General features: G+C 38.3%; 13 protein-coding genes. 7 read left to right on the top strand and 6 right to left on the bottom strand.

Annotated features, from left to right (window positions below; all coding sequences use genetic code 11):
- Positions 1–16: 16 nt before the first annotated feature.
- Together serC and RM539_RS09680 are read right to left on the bottom strand one after the other, a co-directional pair.
- Positions 17–1,081, bottom strand: coding sequence for a 3-phosphoserine/phosphohydroxythreonine transaminase (serC, locus tag RM539_RS09675; protein WP_311503190.1), 1,065 nt, complete (start codon positions 1,079–1,081; stop codon positions 17–19).
- 73 nt (positions 1,082–1,154) lie between these two features.
- Positions 1,155–2,219: an acyl-CoA reductase gene (locus tag RM539_RS09680; RefSeq protein WP_311503191.1), complete on the bottom strand. Its 1,065-nt coding sequence runs from the start codon at positions 2,217–2,219 to the stop codon at positions 1,155–1,157.
- A gap of 137 nt (positions 2,220–2,356) precedes the next feature.
- On the opposite strand from RM539_RS09680, the gene RM539_RS09685 reads away from it, so the two are divergent.
- Entirely contained in the window at positions 2,357–2,707 is a 351-nt protein-coding gene (locus tag RM539_RS09685) for a 4Fe-4S dicluster domain-containing protein (protein ID WP_311503192.1), read from the top strand.
- A 52-nt stretch (positions 2,708–2,759) separates the two neighbouring features.
- Here the strand turns inward: RM539_RS09685 and RM539_RS09690 are convergent, their stop codons facing one another.
- Positions 2,760–3,641: an AraC family transcriptional regulator gene (locus RM539_RS09690; protein WP_311503193.1), complete on the bottom strand. Its 882-nt coding sequence runs from the start codon at positions 3,639–3,641 to the stop codon at positions 2,760–2,762.
- 227 nt (positions 3,642–3,868) lie between these two features.
- On the opposite strand from RM539_RS09690, the gene RM539_RS09695 reads away from it, so the two are divergent.
- The gene (locus tag RM539_RS09695; RefSeq protein WP_311503194.1) at positions 3,869–4,447 is read left to right on the top strand and encodes a T9SS type A sorting domain-containing protein; all 579 of its coding nucleotides are present in this window, start codon (positions 3,869–3,871) and stop codon (positions 4,445–4,447) included.
- Positions 4,448–4,512: 65 nt separating this feature from the next.
- Here the strand turns inward: RM539_RS09695 and RM539_RS09700 are convergent, their stop codons facing one another.
- On the bottom strand, positions 4,513–5,202 hold the full coding sequence (locus RM539_RS09700; protein ID WP_311503195.1) for an NUDIX hydrolase: 690 nt from the start codon (positions 5,200–5,202) through the stop codon (positions 4,513–4,515).
- 118 nt (positions 5,203–5,320) lie between these two features.
- On the opposite strand from RM539_RS09700, the gene RM539_RS09705 reads away from it, so the two are divergent.
- From RM539_RS09705 to RM539_RS09725, 5 genes are read left to right on the top strand one after another with little or no spacing between them, the layout of a single operon-like run.
- The gene (locus RM539_RS09705) at positions 5,321–7,021 is read left to right on the top strand and encodes a ribulokinase (RefSeq protein WP_311503196.1); all 1,701 of its coding nucleotides are present in this window, start codon (positions 5,321–5,323) and stop codon (positions 7,019–7,021) included.
- On the top strand, positions 7,005–7,709 hold the full coding sequence (locus RM539_RS09710; RefSeq protein ID WP_311503197.1) for an L-ribulose-5-phosphate 4-epimerase: 705 nt from the start codon (positions 7,005–7,007) through the stop codon (positions 7,707–7,709). Before RM539_RS09705 ends, RM539_RS09710 begins: the two co-directional genes overlap by 17 nt.
- Positions 7,710–7,730: 21 nt before the next feature.
- Positions 7,731–9,236: an L-arabinose isomerase gene (gene araA, locus RM539_RS09715; RefSeq protein WP_311503198.1), complete on the top strand. Its 1,506-nt coding sequence runs from the start codon at positions 7,731–7,733 to the stop codon at positions 9,234–9,236.
- 22 nt (positions 9,237–9,258) lie between these two features.
- Positions 9,259–10,437, top strand: a complete 1,179-nt coding sequence (locus RM539_RS09720) for an aldose epimerase family protein (protein WP_311503199.1) — start codon at positions 9,259–9,261, stop codon at positions 10,435–10,437.
- Positions 10,438–10,439: 2 nt separating this feature from the next.
- Complete coding sequence (locus RM539_RS09725) at positions 10,440–12,059, top strand: sodium:solute symporter (protein ID WP_311503200.1); 1,620 nt, start codon at positions 10,440–10,442, stop codon at positions 12,057–12,059.
- A 236-nt stretch (positions 12,060–12,295) separates the two neighbouring features.
- On the opposite strand, the gene glgB is transcribed toward RM539_RS09725, so the two are convergent.
- Positions 12,296–14,836 carry a 1,4-alpha-glucan branching protein GlgB gene (gene glgB, locus RM539_RS09730; protein ID WP_311503201.1) on the bottom strand — a complete coding sequence of 847 codons (2,541 nt, stop codon included), beginning with the start codon at positions 14,834–14,836 and terminating at the stop codon, positions 12,296–12,298.
- Positions 14,817–18,143, bottom strand: coding sequence for a maltose alpha-D-glucosyltransferase (treS, locus tag RM539_RS09735; RefSeq protein WP_311503202.1), 3,327 nt, complete (start codon positions 18,141–18,143; stop codon positions 14,817–14,819). Before treS ends, glgB begins: the two co-directional genes overlap by 20 nt.
- Positions 18,144–18,152 lie beyond the last annotated feature (9 nt).

Genomic DNA, 18,152 nt, shown 5'->3' on the forward strand with positions numbered 1-18,152 from the left:
TGCTGAATATTCTCTGTCAGGCTTTTTTCTCCAGTTCCTGCATTACATCCACAACCACTTGTACACTTTCAAGAGAAAGTGCATTATACATTGAAGCTCTGTAGCCGCCAACACTTCGATGTCCGCTAAGGCCGTTTACATTAGCTTTTTTCCACATTTTATCAAAGATTTCTTGTTTACTTTCATCTGTAAGATTAAAAGTGGCATTCATGGCAGAACGATCTTCAACGGCAGCAAATCCTTTAAACAGAGGATTCCGGTCTATTTCATTATATATGAGCCCGGCTTTTTCGCTATTTTTCCGCTCCATAGCTTTGATGCCTCCGTTCGCTTTTATCCATCGCAGGGTAAGCAGTGAAACATACACAGCATATACCGGCGGAGTATTGAACATACTCTCTTTTTCTATATGTACTTTATAATCCATCATAGAGGGAATATCGCGTTCCATCCTGCCCAAAACTTCTTCTTTTATCGCCACCAGGGTAGCCCCTGCAGGACCCATATTTTTTTGAGCCCCTGCGTAAATAACATCAAATTGAGAAAAGTCCAATTCTCTTGAAAAAATATCACTACTCATATCGCAGATCATGGGAACTGAAACCTTAGGGAAACTTTTTATCTGGGTACCAAAGATGGTGTTGTTACTGGTGCAATGAAAATAATCCACATCTTCATTAACGGAATAATCTTTTGGGATGTAGCTGAAATTTTTATCTTTAGAAGAAGCTACCTCGATTACCTCTCCAAAGAGTTTTGCTTCTTTTATTGCTTTGGAAGACCAGGTTCCTGTATTCAAATAGACTGCTTTTTTGTTCAGAAGGTTATAGGCTGTCATAAGAAATTGCATACTGGCGCCACCGTGAAGGAATAGTGCTTTATAGCCTTTATTCTGAAGGTTAAGCAGTTCCAGAGCCAGTTCTCTGGCTTCTTCCATCACATTTACAAAAGCAGTGCTGCGATGGGAAATTTCCAGTATAGATAATCCAGAATTATCAAAATCGAGAATAGCCTGAGAAGCCTGTTGGAAAACTTCCTCAGGGAGAATGCAGGGACCTGCACTAAAATTATGTTTTTTCATAAAAGAACCGGTTAATCATGTATGGCAAAGATGCTAAATTTTAAAGGGAATTACTATTATATAATACCCGTTATCAGTCAAGATTCAGCAGAAAAGATATGGTATCTACATTATCGGCATAATCCCATAATTCAGGTTGTTGTGTTTTACCAAACAATATTTCATTTTCCATAAATTCGCTTGCCACCACGCACTGGATTTTTTCTTCATCCTGCTGAAGTTTTTTCTGAAGCTCTTCTTCAGAGGAATATCTTTCGTAAAAAAGAGATGCGATGGGGGAGCCAAAACTTTTATCCTCTTTCAGTATTAAAAATCCATTTTCCAGAAGCTTAAATTCACTCATAAGGTAAACCGCTTTATTATAATCGTAATTATTGGAATACTTCGCATGATTGATAGTCTCTCTCCATTGGTACATGGCCTGGAAAAATTTATCAAAATCATAATTTTCAGGAACATAGATTTTTGAAACATTCCGGCAGCCGAGTCCATAGTACCTAAAGATATCATTACTTAGCGCTTCCAGTTGTTCCTTACTTTCTTTTCCTGTTAATACGGCTACGGAATTCCGGTTTTTACGGATAATGCTTTTCTTATTTCTGAAATAGTATTCAAAATAACGGGAAGTGTTATTACTTCCGGTAGCTATAACAGCATCAAAATTTTGCAATTTATCTTCAGTAAACTGAATGAAATTTTTGAATTCCGGATTTAGAAAAAATAGATATTCAGCTAATACCGGCAGTAACTGTTTATCGTTTCCTGAAGGTTTTACCAGTACTTTATGACCAGCCATAAGAACAGATATAAAATCGTGAAATCCTACCAGGGGGATATTTCCCGCCATTATCACAGCTACTGTTTTGGGGGTAGAAAATTTATTAAAATCATATTGCGAAATCCATTTTTCAATCTTCTCCTCACTTAGTGCCTTACTCCACTGCTGAAAAGCAAATATCACACTTTCGCGGTTAAACCAGCCGTTATAATGTACGGCGGAATCAATCTTTTCATTCATTCTTTTGAATAATTCTTTATTTTCTAATGGCTTTTCTAAGTTTTCTTCAGAAGAATTACTGAATTGCCCCATGAATTTTCCAAGTTTTGCAAAATATGATTTTCGTTCGTGGATTCTCATTGCCTTATTTGGTTATGAATACGATTGACGTTAAATTTGTAGCGCGAAATTAAAATTTACAGTTGGGAAAAACTATTGATTTCCTTAAAAGCTGTTGAGTTTTGATTTGAGGTGATAATTTTCAAATAAAAAGAGCTATGGCAATTGTAATAACAGATGAGTGTATAAATTGTGGTGCCTGTGAGCCGGAATGCCCAAACACCGCAATTTACGAAGGAGCTGATGACTGGAGGTATGCTGATGGAACCGATCTTGAAGGAGATGTGGTTCTGCCAAATGGAAAATCAGCCAATGCTGAAGAGGCGCAGGAACCTGTAAGTGATGAAATTTATTATATTGTACCAGATAAATGTACAGAATGTAAAGGTTTTCACGAAGAACCACAATGTGCGGCAGTTTGTCCTGTTGACTGTTGCGTACCCGATGATGAGCACGTTGAAAGTGAAGAAGAATTGTTGGAGAAACAACGATTTATGCACGAAAGCTAGAAATCCTCTTAATTAATTATTTAAAGCCCGCTGTATAAGCGGGCTTTTTTATTTAAGAAGTTACTGTATATTTCAATTCGGTACGATAGGAGGACGGGGATTTACCCGTAAATTTCTTGAATTGTTTATTAAAATGGCTGAAGTTATTAAAGCCACTTTCAAAGCAAACATCAGTTATACTCATTTGTTTTTCATGCAGGAGTTTTGCGGCATGCACCAACCGGTACTCATTTACAAACTGTGTAAAGGTCTTACCTGTAATCCTTTTAAAGTAGCGGCAAAAAGCAGGAACAGTCATGCTAACCTTAGCTGAAATTTCTTCAAGGCCAATAGAACGCCTGTACTCCTGTTTAACAAAATTAAATACCACGTTTATGCGGTCATTGTCCTGAAGTTCAGCCTCCAATAAAAAACCATGAGCATTTAAAACTGTATAATTTTCAGCTTCTTCAAGCATTTTTAGAATATCCAGAAGGCCTAGAAGCCTGTAATAGGCATTTAATCCTTTTAAACCTTCAATTTTCTTGCCTATAGTCCGTTTTGTTGCCCCATGGAAAACAATACCCTTACGAGCACGGTCAATAAGTGATTTGATTCCTTTCATTTCAGGAGTTTCAAAAAAGCCTTTTCCAAGAAAATCCTGTTTAAGCTGAATAACGGTTTCGGCTTCATACGCTGTAAGGCCATCGGTAAAGCCACAATGGGGCAGGTGAGGACCAATAAGGATAAGATCTCCGTTACGGTAGTAAGAAAGATGACTTCCAATTTGCCTTTTTCCTGAACCTCCGTTTACGTATACCAGTTCAATTTCCGGGTGATAATGCCAGAAACTGTTGCTATTATTCTGATGATTTTGATTGTAGGTTTTATAGGTAATAGAACTGCCGAAAGCGGGTTCTACTTTTTCAAAGGCCGGTTTAGATAATTTAGGCATAAATGTATTTTTTATGAATATAATGTAATTATGATATTATACAATATTTAGGTTTAATTTTATTTAATATGTGTTATTTAAACTATTTGTAATATATAAATATTTTAATAAAGTCAATTCAGAACATATTTATGCATATTAAGCATTTATTAGAATGTAAAATGAGATCTATATTTGTTTTAGTAATTATTAATGAATTAACATTATTAACAATTAAAACTAAAATTATGAAAAATGTATTTAGACTATTATCTTTTATTCTATTAATCGGAATTAGTTTTAACGTTAAAGCAGCCGACCTGGCTGTTAAAGTAAAAGAAAAAACCATTCTTATAGAATTGAGAAATCCTGTTGAGGGGGCAACACTATCATTACTGGATGAGCAGGGAAAAATGCTGTTTAGAGATGGTCTTATTGCTAAAAATGCCTACACAAAAGCATTGGATCTTTCTGATGCACCACAAGGTACTTATTATCTTCAGTTTGAAAACGAATATCACATTCATACTAAAGTGATAAAAAAGGATGAAGCTGGTATTCATGTAGAGGATAAGTCTTCAGCAATTACTTTTAAACCAAGCTTTAGAATAAATAATAAGCAGGTATTATTGTCTCTAACCAATCCTACAGAAGGAGCAGCTAAGGTTAAAGTCTATAATTCTTTAGGAGAATTGATCGCAACCGCAGAAGGTAAAGGTATAGTAGTAACAAAAACTATTGATTTTAAAAATGTTCCTGTTGGAGAATATACTATTGAAATCAGCACCAAGGAAAACAATTTTTTGAAAATTATAAATTTAGGCTAATTCTTATATTTTAATTAAGGAACAGCCCGGCATATGCCGGGCTGTTTTTTTTGTTGAAATTTATATTAAAGCTTGAAGGAAAAACCATCAGCGGCTTTACGCTTATATTTTTGTTCATCAAAAGTATAGAGAAAAGATCCTTTTTTGGAAGATTCCATATCTTTCTCGTCAAGCTTCCTGAGAATATCAAGGCTATTGATTTTGTTGATAAAATTTCTTTTATCCAGTTTCTCTCCTAAAATAGCCTCATACATCTTTTGTAGTTGTCGCATAGTAAATTTTTGAGGCAAAAGTTCAAAGCCAATAGGTACTGTAGAAGTCCTGTAACGAAGCCTGCTGATGGCTTTTTTAACCATCATTTCATGGTCAAAAATTAATCCTGGGGCATTTGAAATATTAAACCACTGGGCACTATACTGTTTGATAAGTTCTTTATTATGTTCTTCTATATTTATTAAAGCAAAATAAGCTACGGAAACAGTTCGTTCAACGGGGTCACGATCTATTTTACTGTAACTGTGCAGTTGTTCCAGGTATACATTATTTATTCCTGTTAAATGAAGAAGAATTCTTTCGGCAGCTTCATCCAGGTTTTCGCTTCTTTTTAAAAAACCACCCATGAGCGACCACATTCCTTTTTCGGGTTCAAAATCTCTTTTCACAAGAAGAATTTTTAACTCTTCCTGATCGAATCCAAAAATGATGCAATCTACAGCGAGTAGTGCTTTATCTTCAGAATCGTAATTATGGATCATAAATAATCTTTTAACTTTTCGTATGGCAAAGATTAAGATTATTTTTTATATATAAGTGTTTTAATTACACTTGTTAATTTAAAACTTATATATTTGTTTACAAGATAAAGATAAAAGGATGAATACATATGTGATAGGACTAGATTACGGAACAGATTCGGTGCGGGCTGTTCTACTTGATACTAAAAATGGAGAAGAACTGGCTTCTGAAGTTTACTGGTATCCGCGGTGGAAAAAACAGCTTTACTGTGATGCTTCCCGAAACCGATTTCGGCAGCATCCACTGGATCATATTGAAGGTCTTGAAAAAACCATAAAAGGAGTTATCAAAAAAAGCAGAGTAGCGGGAGAGTCAGTAAAAGGTATTTGTATAGATACCACAGGTTCTTCTCCTGTTCCTGTGACCAAAGATGGAACCCCTTTGGCGCTGGAAAAAGGTTTTGAAGATAATCCTAATGCCATGATGGTTTTATGGAAAGATCATACGGCAATTAATGAGGCCAATGAGATTAATAACCTGGCTGAAAACTGGGGAGGTGAAAATTTCACCAAATACGAAGGAGGAATTTATTCTTCGGAATGGTTTTGGGCGAAGATTGCACACATCATTCGGGAGGACGAAAATGTGAAAAATTCGGCATACACCTGGATGGAGCATTGTGATCTGATGACTTATCTTCTTATTGAAGATACAACAAATCTTGCAGATTTTAAACGCAGCCGTTGTGCTGCGGGACATAAAGCAATGTGGCATGAGAGCTGGGGTGGTTTGCCTTCAGAAGATTTCCTGAATCGTTTGGATCCTTATTTGGGAGATTTGCGCAGCAGGCTTTATAACAAAACCTATACCTCAGATGAAGTGGCAGGGAATATCAGTAAAGAATGGGCAGAAAAACTTGGTTTAACCACAGATTGTGTGGTTGCCGTGGGAACTTTTGATGCGCATTCCGGTGCAGTTGGCGCAAAGATAGATGAGCATACTCTGGTGCGGGTAATGGGAACTTCTACTTGTGATATCATTGTTTCCTCAAAAGATGTTGTTGCTGAAAAAACAGTACGTGGAATATGCGGACAGGTGGACGGCTCTGTGATTCCTGGCTTTATTGGTCTTGAAGCGGGACAATCGGCATTTGGAGATTTGCTGGCCTGGTTTAAAGATGTACTTTCCTGGCCTGTAGAAAATCTGGTTTTAAATTCAGATATACTTTCTTCGGAACAAAAAGAGAAGCTAAAAGCTGAGGTTGAAAGCAACTTTATTAAAGAACTTTCTGCAGCAGCTGAAAAAATAGAAATTTCGGAAAGTCTTCCGGTTGCGCTGGACTGGATTAACGGGAGAAGAACGCCCGATGCCAATCAGGAACTCAAAAGTGCCATTTCTAATCTTTCGCTTGGTTCCAAAGCACCTCATATTTTTAATGCACTGGTAAATGCCATCTGTTTTGGTTCCAAAGAGATCGCAGATCGTTTTCAGCAGGAAGGGGTTAAAATTAATAGTGTAATTGGGATTGGAGGAGTTGCACGAAAATCACCATTTATTATGCAAACGTTAGCCAACGTTATGAATATGCCGATTAAAGTAGCAAAATCTGATGAGGCTCCGGCTCTTGGGGCGGCGATCTATGCTTCAGTAGCCGCAGGAATTTATCCTGATGTGATTGAAGCCAGTAAACACTTGGGAAGTGATTTTGAAGCCGAATATTTCCCTGAAGAAGCTAAGGTTTCAGAATATCAAAAACAAATGGAAGCTTATAAGGAATTAAGTGCCTTTGAAGAAAATAAAGTAAAACAAAGATCTAAAGAGAATGAGTTCCAGCTATAAAAATTTAAAACAGGAATGTTATGAGGCCAATATGCAGCTTGATGCTCTTGACCTGGTAATCTACACCTTCGGAAATGTGAGTGCGGTAGACCGGGAAAAAGGAGTGTTTGCTATAAAGCCCAGTGGAGTGCCTTACGAGGAGCTGAAACCTGAAGATATCGTTATTATGGATTTTGATAATAATGTAATTGAAGGGGAGATGAGACCATCTTCAGATACCAAAACCCATGCTTTTATGTATAAGAACTGGCAAAATATTGGAGGTATCGCGCACACCCATGCCACGTATTCTGTAGCTTGGGCACAGGCGCAAAAGGATATTCCTATTTTCGGTACCACCCATGCCGATCATTTAACCGCAGATATCCCGTGTGCGCCTCCTATGCGTGATGACCTGATTTCGGGAAATTACGAGCATAACACAGGAATCCAGATTCTTGACTGTTTTAAAGACAAAAATATTTCTTATGAAGAAGTGCAAATGGTACTGCTGGGAAATCACGGTCCCTTTTCCTGGGGGAAAAATGCTGCTAAAGCAGTTTATAACAGCAAAGTTTTGGAAGAGGTAGCCAGAATGGCATTTCTCACCCTTCAGATAAATCCTGAAGCTCCAAGATTAAAAGATTCATTAATAAAAAAACATTATGAACGTAAGCATGGCAAGGATGCCTATTACGGACAGAATTGATATTAACCCATAATTACAAAAATGACAGACGTTGCAAAAAAACAAATCTGGTTTGTTACTGGAAGCCAGAGTTTATACGGTGAAGAAACCCTGAACCAGGTTACCAAAAATTCAAAGGAAATCGTAGATAGTTTAAATTCTTCCAAACATAGTCCTCTTAAAATTATTCATAAGGAAACTGTAAAGAGTCCTTCAGAAATAACCGATTTATGTCTGGAAGCAAATACCGATAAAAATTGTATCGGTATCATTACCTGGATGCATACTTTTTCTCCTGCCAAAATGTGGATTCGCGGCCTGAGTATTCTTAAGAAACCTATCTGTCACCTGCATACGCAGTTCAATGCGGAAATTCCATGGAATGACATAGATATGGATTTCATGAATTTAAACCAGTCGGCGCATGGAGACCGGGAGTTTGGGTTTATGATGAGCAGGATGCGTAAAAAACGTAAAGTTGTGGTTGGCCATTGGAAATCTGATCGTGTTCAGAAAAAACTGGGAATCTGGTCCAGGGTTGTATTGGGCTGGGATGAACTTCAAAACCTTAAAGTTGCCCGTATTGGTGATAACATGAGGGAAGTTGCGGTGACTGATGGAGACAAGGTGGAAGCCCAGATCAGGTTTGGAGTTTCTGTTAACGGTTATGATTCTTCGGAAGTAGTGGAACACATAGAAAAAGTTTCTGAAGCAGAAGTAAATAAACTGCTGGAGGAATATGAATCTTCTTATAATCTTTCAGATAAATTAAAAGAAGGAGGAGAGAAAAGAAGTTCTTTAGTGGATGCCGCTAAAATTGAACTGGGTTTACGCTCATTTTTAGAAAAAGGAGGTTTTAAAGCCTTTACAGATACTTTTGAAAATCTCGGAAAGCTGAAGCAGTTGCCTGGAATCGCCGTACAACGGCTTATGGCCGATGGCTACGGATTTGGAGCTGAAGGAGACTGGAAAACCGCTGCCATGCTTAGAGCTATGAAAGTAATGACGCAGGGGCTGGAAGGCGGAACATCGTTTATGGAAGATTACACCTACCATTTTACACCTGAAAAATCTTATGTTATCGGCTCACATATGCTGGAAATTTGCCCGAGTATTGCCGATGGAAAGCCAGATTGTGAAATTCATCCACTGGGCATTGGAGGAAAGGAAGACCCTGTGAGATTAGTTTTTAATTCTCCCGAAGGTCCTGCGCTTAATGCTTCTTTAGTGGATATGGGCAACCGTTTCCGCCTGATTGTAAATGAAGTGGAAGCCGTAAAACCTGAAGCTTTGCCTAATCTACCTGTTGCCAGGGTGCTTTGGGATGCCAAGCCAGATCTTGATATCGCGGCTACTTCTTGGATTCTGGCCGGTGGTGCCCACCATACAGTATATACCCAGGCTTTGACTACAGAATATCTGGAAGATTTTGCAGATATTGCAGGGATAGAACTGCTGGTGATAGACGAAAGAACGAGGGTTAGAGACTTTAAAGATCAGCTTAATGCCAATGAGGCTTATTATCACTTGTTTCAGCACGGCTTGTAATTAAATCACTAAAACCAAACTTATGAAGAAAATTAAATTAAGTCTTTATGGGCTTGCCCTTGTTGGACTTGCGTTGTGTCTTGTACAATGCAAAAATAACAAAAAAGATGAAAATAAACCTGCAGAAGAAACTGCTCAAAATAACGAAACTGTGATTGATAAATCTGATTACGGAACCACTCCCAATGGTGAAAATGTGGAAATGTACACCCTTACCAATAATAATGGTATGGAGGTAAAAATTATCACCTATGGCGGAAGAATTACCAGCCTTACAGCACCCGATAAAAATGGGGAATATCAGGATGTGGTTTTAGGTTTTGACTCCCTTGAACAATATACCAAAGATAATCCTTACTTCGGGGCCCTTATTGGCCGCTACGGAAATCGGATTGCCCAGGGAAAATTTTCTCTTGATGGGGAGCAATATTCCCTTCCGCAGAACGACGGAGAAAATTCATTACATGGTGGGGAAAAAGGTTTTGATAAAGTGGTATGGACAGCGACTCCTGTAGAAGGGGAAAATTCGCTAAAAATGAGTTACACCAGTGAAGACATGGAGCAGGGTTATCCGGGCAAACTGGAAACCATAGTCACCTATACGCTGAATGAGAACAATTCTCTTGATGTAAAATATGAGGCTACGACTGATAAAAAGACGATTGTAAATCTAACACAACATTCTTATTTTAACCTTTCCGGAAACTTTAGCGAAGATATTCTGAATCATAAAGTTGAAATAAATGCCGATAAATTTATTCCTGTTACTGAAAATCTAATTCCAACAGGAGAGATAAAAAGTGTTGAGGGAAGTCCATTTGATTTCCGGGAGCCAAAAATAGTTGGACAAAATATAGAAGCTGAAAATCAGCAATTAAAAAGAGGCCTTGGTTATGACCATTGCTGGGTATTAAATGAGCAGGAAAGCGGGATGCGCTTTGCTGCTTCAGCTTATGATCCTGAGAGCGGAAGATATCTTGAAGTTCATACTGATGAGCCGGGAATACAGTTCTACACAGGAAATTTCCTTGATGGTACTTTACCTGCAAAAGGAGGTGGAACTTATGGAAAAAGAACAGGATTCTGTCTTGAAACACAGCATTACCCGGATTCTCCAAACCAAGAAGGATTTCCTTCTGTAGTTTTGGAACCAGGAGAAAAATATACTTCCAACACCAGCTTTAAATTTTCAGCAAAATAATTATGCAAACATTAGATACTTTAGACTGGATTGCTATTTCTATCTATTTTCTCATCCTTATAGGAATTGCAGTATGGGTTATAAATAAAAAACAATCCAACACTGAGGATTATTTTTTAGCCGGAAGAAATGTAGGCTGGTTTGTTGTGGGAGCATCTATTTTCGCGTCTAACATAGGTTCAGAGCACGTCGTTGGTTTGGCGGGAGCCGGAGCCGGAGATAAGCTGCCAATGCTAATTTATGAAATCCAGGCCTGGGTGGTACTTATCCTGGGATGGGTGTTTTTGCCCTTTTATGCCAGGAGTGGCGTGTTTACCATGCCTGAATTCCTTGAAAAAAGGTTTGACGCCCGTGCGCGCTGGATCCTTTCGGTTTTTTCAATTATCGCTTATGTGCTAACAAAGATTTCGGTAACTATTTATGCCGGAGGGGTTGTGGTTTCTGCGTTGTTGGGAATAGACTTCTGGACCGGCGCACTTTCCACAGTTATCCTTACCGGACTTTATACTGTACTGGGAGGAATGCGTGCTGTTGTTTATACGGAAACCTTACAGGCCATAATTCTGGTTTTTGGAGCGGCAGCTTTAACTTTTATTGGTTTAAATGAAGTGGGAGGATGGGAAAGCATGACCGAAACCGTTACCCCACAATATCTGGATATGTGGCGTTCCGCCTCAGATCCGGATTTTCCATGGCCATCGCTTTTAATCACCAGTACAATAGTTGGTATCTGGTATTGGTGTACTGACCAATATATTGTTCAGCGGGCTTTAACCGCAAGAAATATCAAAGAGGGGAGAAGGGGAACTATTTTTGGCGCTTTGCTGAAGTTGCTTCCTGTTTTCTTATTCTTAATTCCCGGTATTATAGCGCTTACGTTAAAAATGCGCGGGGAATTGCACTGGGAAAGCCCAGATGAAGCTTTCCCTGTATTGATGAGTAATTTATTGCCCTCCGGTTTACGCGGATTGGTAGCTGCGGGATTACTGGCTGCTTTAATGAGTTCCCTGGCTTCAGTATTTAATTCCTGTTCTACTTTATTTACGGTAGATATTTACAAGAAATTAAGACCCGAAACTCCAGAGAAAAAGCTGGTAAGAACAGGACAAATAGCGACGGTATTTATTGTTATTATTGGTATTATCTGGATTCCGATTATGGCAAATATTTCCGGAGTGCTTTATGAGTACCTGCAAAAAGTACAGTCTTATATTGCACCTCCTATTACAGCAGTTTTCTTACTGGGAATATTCTATAAAAGAATAAATGCTACCGGAGCCTATATTACATTAATAGTAGGATTTATAGTAGGAGCAGCAAGAATTGTCCTAGAACTTTTTAAAGATTCCCTGGATCCGGATGGCTTTCTGTTTCTATTGGGAGATATAAATTTTCTCACCTTTGCAGCCTGGTTCTTCCTTTTCTGTATTATTCTAATCACTGTAGTAAGTTTACTGACTAACGTTCCTGCAAAGGAAAAAACAGATAATCTTACTTATCAAACTATTTCTGAAGAGGAAAAGAAAAATAACAAGAATAGTTATAGTTGGGTTGATATTGCGGTATCCATTATAGTTCTTATTATAGTTGCTGGTGTGATGATTTTCTTTAATGGGAATTAATTATGGCATCTATTAAATTCTAATTTTAATAAAGAAGAGGGCAAATTTGCCCTCTTTTTTAGTCATGGGTTTTCCATGTGAACATTAATATGGCAAAGGGCAATATAGCGTTCACTAAAATTAAACTGTCCGCTACTATTCTTTGAAAAGACAGCTACTAATTTCTTCTTCCTTCAAATAAAAAACCTCCTGAAAATAAATTCCTGAAGGTTTCTTATTCAAAATAAAAATGTATTCTATTTCTTTTTCAGATAAATCACCCCCATAGGAGGTAAGGTAAGGGCAATAGAATGATCTTTCCCGTGTGCAGGAAGCGCTTTTGTTTCTATATCATCCTTATTTCCAACATTGCTTCCACCAAATTGTTCATCATCGGTATTTAAAATTTCATACCATGTTCCTTCAGTCGGTATTCCTATTCGGTAATTTTCTCTTGGTACGGGAGTTAAGTTACAAACTACCATTACATTATCTTTCTCATTTTCACCTTTTCTTAAAAAACTGATAATACTGTTTTCCGCATCCTTTATATCTATCCACTCAAAACCATCACTATCAAAAGCTTTTTCATAAAGAGCAGGTTCTTCTTTGTATAATTTATTTAGTGATTTTAAAGTCTCCTGGATTTGCCGGCTGGGAGCATGGTCTGTTTCATGCCAATCCAAACTTGAATCGTGGTTCCATTCAGTTTTTTGCGCAAATTCTGCACCCATAAATAGTAATTTTGTTCCGGGGTGGGCATACATATAAGCATAAAGGCTTCTCAGATTGGCATATTTATTCCAGTCATCCCCAGGCATTTTGTTCCATATTGCCTGTTTTCCATATACAACCTCGTCGTGTGATAAGGGAAGCATGAAATTTTCAGTAAAAGCATAATTTGTACTGAAGGTAATCGTATCTTGATGGTATTTTCTATTAATTGGATCTTCCTGAAAATAACTCAAGGTATCATGCATCCAGCCCATCATCCATTTCATTCCAAATCCAAGGCCACCAATATAAGTTGGTTTGGAAACCATTGGCCAGGCTGTAGATTCTTCAGCAATGGTCATAATATCTGGATGTTCACCATAAACAACTTCGTTAAATTCTTTTAGAAAACTTATAGCTTCAAGATTTTCATTTCCGCCAAATTCATTAGTTTCCCACTCACCCTCCTTACGGGAGTAATCCAGGTAAAGCATAGAAGCTACAGCATCTACCCTTAATCCATCAGCGTGAAATTTCTCCAACCAAAAGAGAGCATTACTTATGAGGAAGGAACGAACTTCATTTCTTCCGTAGTTAAAAATATAGCTTTGCCAGTCCGGATGAAATCCTTTTCTCGGGTCGGCATGTTCATACAAAAAAGTTCCATCAAAATAGTGCAATCCGTGCAAATCTGAAGGGAAATGGGAGGGAACCCAGTCCAGTATAACTCCAATTCCTGCCTGGTGTAAGGACTCTACAAGATGCATAAAGTCCTGCGGACTCCCGAACCTGCTAGATGGAGCAAAATATCCGGTAACCTGATAACCCCAGGAGCCAAAGAACGGATGTTCCATTACAGGCATAAACTCAACATGCGTAAAGCCCATTTCATTAAGATAAGCCGGTAAATCTTCAGCCAATTCCCGGTAAGACAATGAGCGGTTATCTTCTTCCGGCTTTCTTTTCCAAGAACCTACGTGTAATTCATAAACAGAAACAGGCTTATTTTTTTGGGCATTATCGCGACGCTTTTCCATCCATTCCTTATCATTCCAGGAATTTTCTATATCCCAGACTACCGATGCAGTATTTGGAGGAGTTTCCCATCGGGAAGCGTAGGGATCTCCTTTTTCAGCTTCATAGCCATTGGTGGACTTGATGAAATATTTATACAAACTTCCGTTTTTAGCTTCAGGTATAAAAATCTCCCAGATTCCGGAATGGTCATGCCGAACATTCATAGGATTCTTTTCCCTGTTCCATCCATTAAAGTCACCAATCACGAAAACTGTTTCTGCGTTGGGTGCCCAGACAGAAAAATAAATTCCTTCCTGCCCCTTATGCTTTACCGGATGTGCTCCGAATTTTTTATACAAATGATAATGTTTTCCTTCCTTGAACAGGTGAACATCAAAATCTGTAAATAAGGAGAACCAATCCTGTTCTTCGGTTGATTTTTCCCGGGTTATATCATTTTCATTTTTCTTGGATTCGTCATCCGGCAGTACAGTATCCAGTGTTTTTTTTGCCGTTTTCTTTGCAGTTTTTTGATCTGGCAATAGATCTTTGGCTGCTTTAGTTATTTTTTTCTGAGTTTCCTCGTCGGGTATTACTTTATCTGCAATACCCTTTACTGTTGAAGCGAGATTTTCAGAAGTACTTTTTGTTTCTTTTTTTGAAGCAGCTGTTTTTCCTGCTTTAGGTTTAGTAGCTTTTTTTTCCTTAGAATTTTTTTCCGTTGCTTTCTTAGCTTTTGACGTTTTTGTTGCCGATGTAGATTTAGCCGATTTCTTCTTTTCCGAAGCTGTTGATTTGCCCGCTACAGACTTTTTTGGTGATACCTTCTCACCGGTAGCCTGTTGTTTTGCTGCAGGTTCTGATTTAGTTGAACCTTTAGTTTTTGCTTTCCCGGCATTGGTCTTTTTAGCAGGGGCAGAAGAGCGGGGGCTTTTTTCCCCCACGCCTTTCGGCCCCTTCACCTCGCCTGAAGTATCCGGAGTTTTTGAAGATTTTGCCGTTCCGCTTTTAGCTTTTGATGTTATTTTCCTGTCTTTATCTGTAATTTTATTTTCTTTCTTTGCCATCTCTGTACCTCCCAATAATTGATTTTATGCCCCTAAGTGGAATTAATACCCAATCGGGACGATTGTTTAGTTCGTAATTCAGTTCATATACTGCTTTCTCAAGCAGAAAAGTGTCCATCAGGATATCATAATCTTCCTGATCTTCAGGGATAAAACTGTTTTCTCCCACAGTATCCGAATATCCCTTGAGGTATAATCTGGTAACATAATAGTACCAGGATTCTGCCCAGTCCTCAAGATCACCATCTTTTCTTTGTTGATCAAATTCCGGTTCCATTATGGTACTGTATGCTGCATAATGAAATGATCTTACCATTCCGGCCACATCCCTTAGCGCAGAACGTTTCAACCTTCTTTCACTAAAGGCCCTCGCAGGCTCTCCTTCAAAATCTATAATGATGAAATCTTTACCCGTCCAAAGTACCTGCCCCAGGTGGTAATCCCCATGCGTCCTGATTTTCATTACAGGAATTTTATGGGCGAAAACTCTTTTAAAACATTTCAAAACATCGCTTTTCATATCCAGCACTTCTTTTGCCTCTTTTTTCACTTCTTCAGGAAGATGCTTCAAATTCTTCTGAAGATTAGTAAAGCTGTTCCTGGTGAGAGACTGCAAAGAGGAGAAAAGTGAGCGCTGATAATGAAGTGAAAAAGCTTCATGCTCAAAATCTTCTTCTTCAGGATGTGCTGCAAGTGCCCGATGCATTTCTGCCGTACGCTGTCCTAATAATGAAATTCGTTCGGGAAAAATACCTCCCATCAGATCCTGCATATCTGTTGGAATTTCTTTATAGCTTAAAGGTATAGTAAGATCTTGTTTTGCCGGAAGCAGCTTAATTTCTTTAGGCCTGGTCATTACATTTTCATAATACCTGTTTATAGCATCTTTAGTATAATCCCAGGCATCTCCCTGGTTAGGAATTAAATCCTGCATCATACCCAATACGATGATATTGCGCACCCCGGCTTTTAATTCTATGGCTCCTCTAAAACAGGGAGCATTTTCATAATCGGTTTTTTCAGAAAGATACCTGGTAATCTCCAGATCGGGATTAATTGTATTGTCCAGTTTCCTGTAAAGCTTAAGGAAATATCTATTGTCGAAGATCAAAGAAGTATTGCTCTGCTCGGCGTTAAGAATTTTTGAATTCAGCGTCTCAGATTCTATATTTATTTCTTCATCTCCATGATAGAAGTTCAGGCTTTTTTTTCCGCTGCCTATGGTTTTGTTCTTTTTAATATTCTTGAAGATGGTGTTTCTAAAATCTTCATTGTAAACTGCATCAAATAAAATTCCCTCTTCTTTTCCTACGGTTAACCTTGTAATAGCTCCTTTTTCAGGAATCTCCCTTATTTCTTCTTCCCTGTGATATGGTACAAATGCCAGTGGAAGCTGGTAAACTTCTGGTAAACCATCGTTATAGTTTACTTCAATCGTAATTAAGGTAGCTGATAAATCCTTTACAGGAATATCTATCTTATGATTTACCGAAATATTCTGTATTACTCTAGATTTTCCTCCGAACCACCTGCAGGAATTAAGATAAATTGGAAGCACCTTATTTTCAAGTTTCGCCTGTACCTTCGCTTCTAAAAGTTCAGGCCATGATCCAACTTTTAATGCGGGAATATCTGCTTTTTCACTTTGCTCCTTGTCTTTTTCAAGAACAAACCAGTAGTATCCGTGGGGTCCCATGGTAAAGAGGTATGGATTCTCTGAAACCCTTGGAAATTTATTATGACTAAAGACTTCTATAGGAGTATATCCTTCATAATCTTCCAGTTCCAATTCAGCAGCCTGCGGAAATCTTGAAAGATTCCCAAGGATAAGAATATGTTCATCTTCATAATTACGTGTATAAGCAATTATTTTAGAATTAGAAGGAGAAAGGAAGTTTATATCTCCCCGCCCAAAAGCCTTAAATCTTTTTCTCATTCCAATTATTCGCTTCATCCACCATAGCAGGGAAGAAGAATTCATTTGTTGTGCTTCCACATTTACCGCCTCGTACTTATATTCCGGATCAATAATTACCGGGAGGTAAAGCTTATGAGGATTAGTGGTAGAAAAGCCGGCATTCCTGTCTGCCGTCCATTGCATAGGAGTACGTACTCCATCCCTGTCCCCCAGATAGAAATTGTCTCCCATTCCTATTTCATCCCCATAATAAATTACAGGAGTGCCGGGCAGCGAAAACAGCAACACATTCATCAATTCAATTTTGTTTCGGTTGTTCTCCAGTAAGGGAGCAAGCCTGTGCCGAATCCCAACATTTATTTTTGCTTGCGGATCTTTGGTATAAACCTTATACATGTAATCCCTTTCTTCATCGGTAACCATCTCCAGTGTCAACTCATCATGATTTCTAAGAAAAATTGCCCATTGACAGGAGTCGGGAATTTCAGGAGTCTGATCAATAATGTCAATTATTGGATAACGGTCTTCCATTTTTACCGCCATAAACATCCTGGGCATAATTGGGAAATGATAATTCATATGACATTCATCTCCTTCCCCAAAATAGGCTGCGGAATCTTCCGGCCACATATTTGCTTCGGCTAACAGAAGTTTATTATCGTAATTCTTATCAATGTGTGCACGTAATTTTTTCAGGAATTCATGGGTTTCGGGTAAATTTTCGCAGTTTGTATTTTCCCTTTCAAAAAGGTAGGGAACCGCATCCAGGCGGAAACCGTCAACACCCATTTTACACCAGTAGTCCATAATTCTAAAGACTTCTTTTTGCACCTGGGGATTGTCAAAGTTCAGGTCTGGCTGATGAGAAAAGAAACGGTGCCAGTAATATGCCTTTGCCACGGGATCCCACGTCCAGTTAGAAGGTTCGGTGTCTGTAAATATAATTCTGGCGTCCTTATACTTTTGGGGGTCGTCACTCCATACATAATAATTCCTATAATCAGAATCTGCAGGTGCTCTTCTGGCCCTTTGGAACCAGGGGTGCTGATCTGATGTATGGTTAATTACAAGTTCAGTAATTATTTTTAAGCCTCTCTTGTGGGCTTCCTTTATTAGTTTTTTAAAGACTTTTACATCTCCGTAAGATGGATTAATGTTATAATAATCTGCAATATCATACCCGTCATCTTTAAGCGGAGAAGGATAAAATGGTAAAAGCCAGATTGCAGTTACTCCAAGATCTTCAAGGTAATCAAGTTTTTGCAGTAAGCCCTGAAAATCACCAATTCCATCTCCGTCACTGTCAAAAAAAGCTTTAATATGTAGTTCGTATATTACTGCATCTTTATACCAATGCAGATTTTCGTCAATATTTATAGGGTTACTCATATAATTAGT

This window comes from Autumnicola musiva (genome assembly GCF_031846585.1).
In the GTDB taxonomy this organism is placed as follows: domain Bacteria; phylum Bacteroidota; class Bacteroidia; order Flavobacteriales; family Flavobacteriaceae; genus Autumnicola; species Autumnicola musiva.

Bases quoted from the DNA above. Each gene is read 5' to 3' on its own strand.
- serC (WP_311503190.1), bottom strand. From the start codon at position 1,081: ATGAAAAAACATAATTTTAGTGCAGGTCCCTGCATTCTCCCTGAGGAA.
- RM539_RS09680 (WP_311503191.1), bottom strand. From the start codon at position 2,219: ATGAGAATCCACGAACGAAAATCATATTTTGCAAAACTTGGAAAATTC.
- RM539_RS09685 (WP_311503192.1), top strand. From the start codon at position 2,357: ATGGCAATTGTAATAACAGATGAGTGTATAAATTGTGGTGCCTGTGAG.
- RM539_RS09690 (WP_311503193.1), bottom strand. From the start codon at position 3,641: ATGCCTAAATTATCTAAACCGGCCTTTGAAAAAGTAGAACCCGCTTTC.
- RM539_RS09695 (WP_311503194.1), top strand. From the start codon at position 3,869: ATGAAAAATGTATTTAGACTATTATCTTTTATTCTATTAATCGGAATT.
- RM539_RS09700 (WP_311503195.1), bottom strand. From the start codon at position 5,202: ATGATCCATAATTACGATTCTGAAGATAAAGCACTACTCGCTGTAGAT.
- RM539_RS09705 (WP_311503196.1), top strand. From the start codon at position 5,321: ATGAATACATATGTGATAGGACTAGATTACGGAACAGATTCGGTGCGG.
- RM539_RS09710 (WP_311503197.1), top strand. From the start codon at position 7,005: ATGAGTTCCAGCTATAAAAATTTAAAACAGGAATGTTATGAGGCCAAT.
- araA (WP_311503198.1), top strand. From the start codon at position 7,731: ATGACAGACGTTGCAAAAAAACAAATCTGGTTTGTTACTGGAAGCCAG.
- RM539_RS09720 (WP_311503199.1), top strand. From the start codon at position 9,259: ATGAAGAAAATTAAATTAAGTCTTTATGGGCTTGCCCTTGTTGGACTT.
- RM539_RS09725 (WP_311503200.1), top strand. From the start codon at position 10,440: ATGCAAACATTAGATACTTTAGACTGGATTGCTATTTCTATCTATTTT.
- glgB (WP_311503201.1), bottom strand. From the start codon at position 14,836: ATGGCAAAGAAAGAAAATAAAATTACAGATAAAGACAGGAAAATAACA.
- treS (WP_311503202.1), bottom strand. From the start codon at position 18,143: ATGAGTAACCCTATAAATATTGACGAAAATCTGCATTGGTATAAAGAT.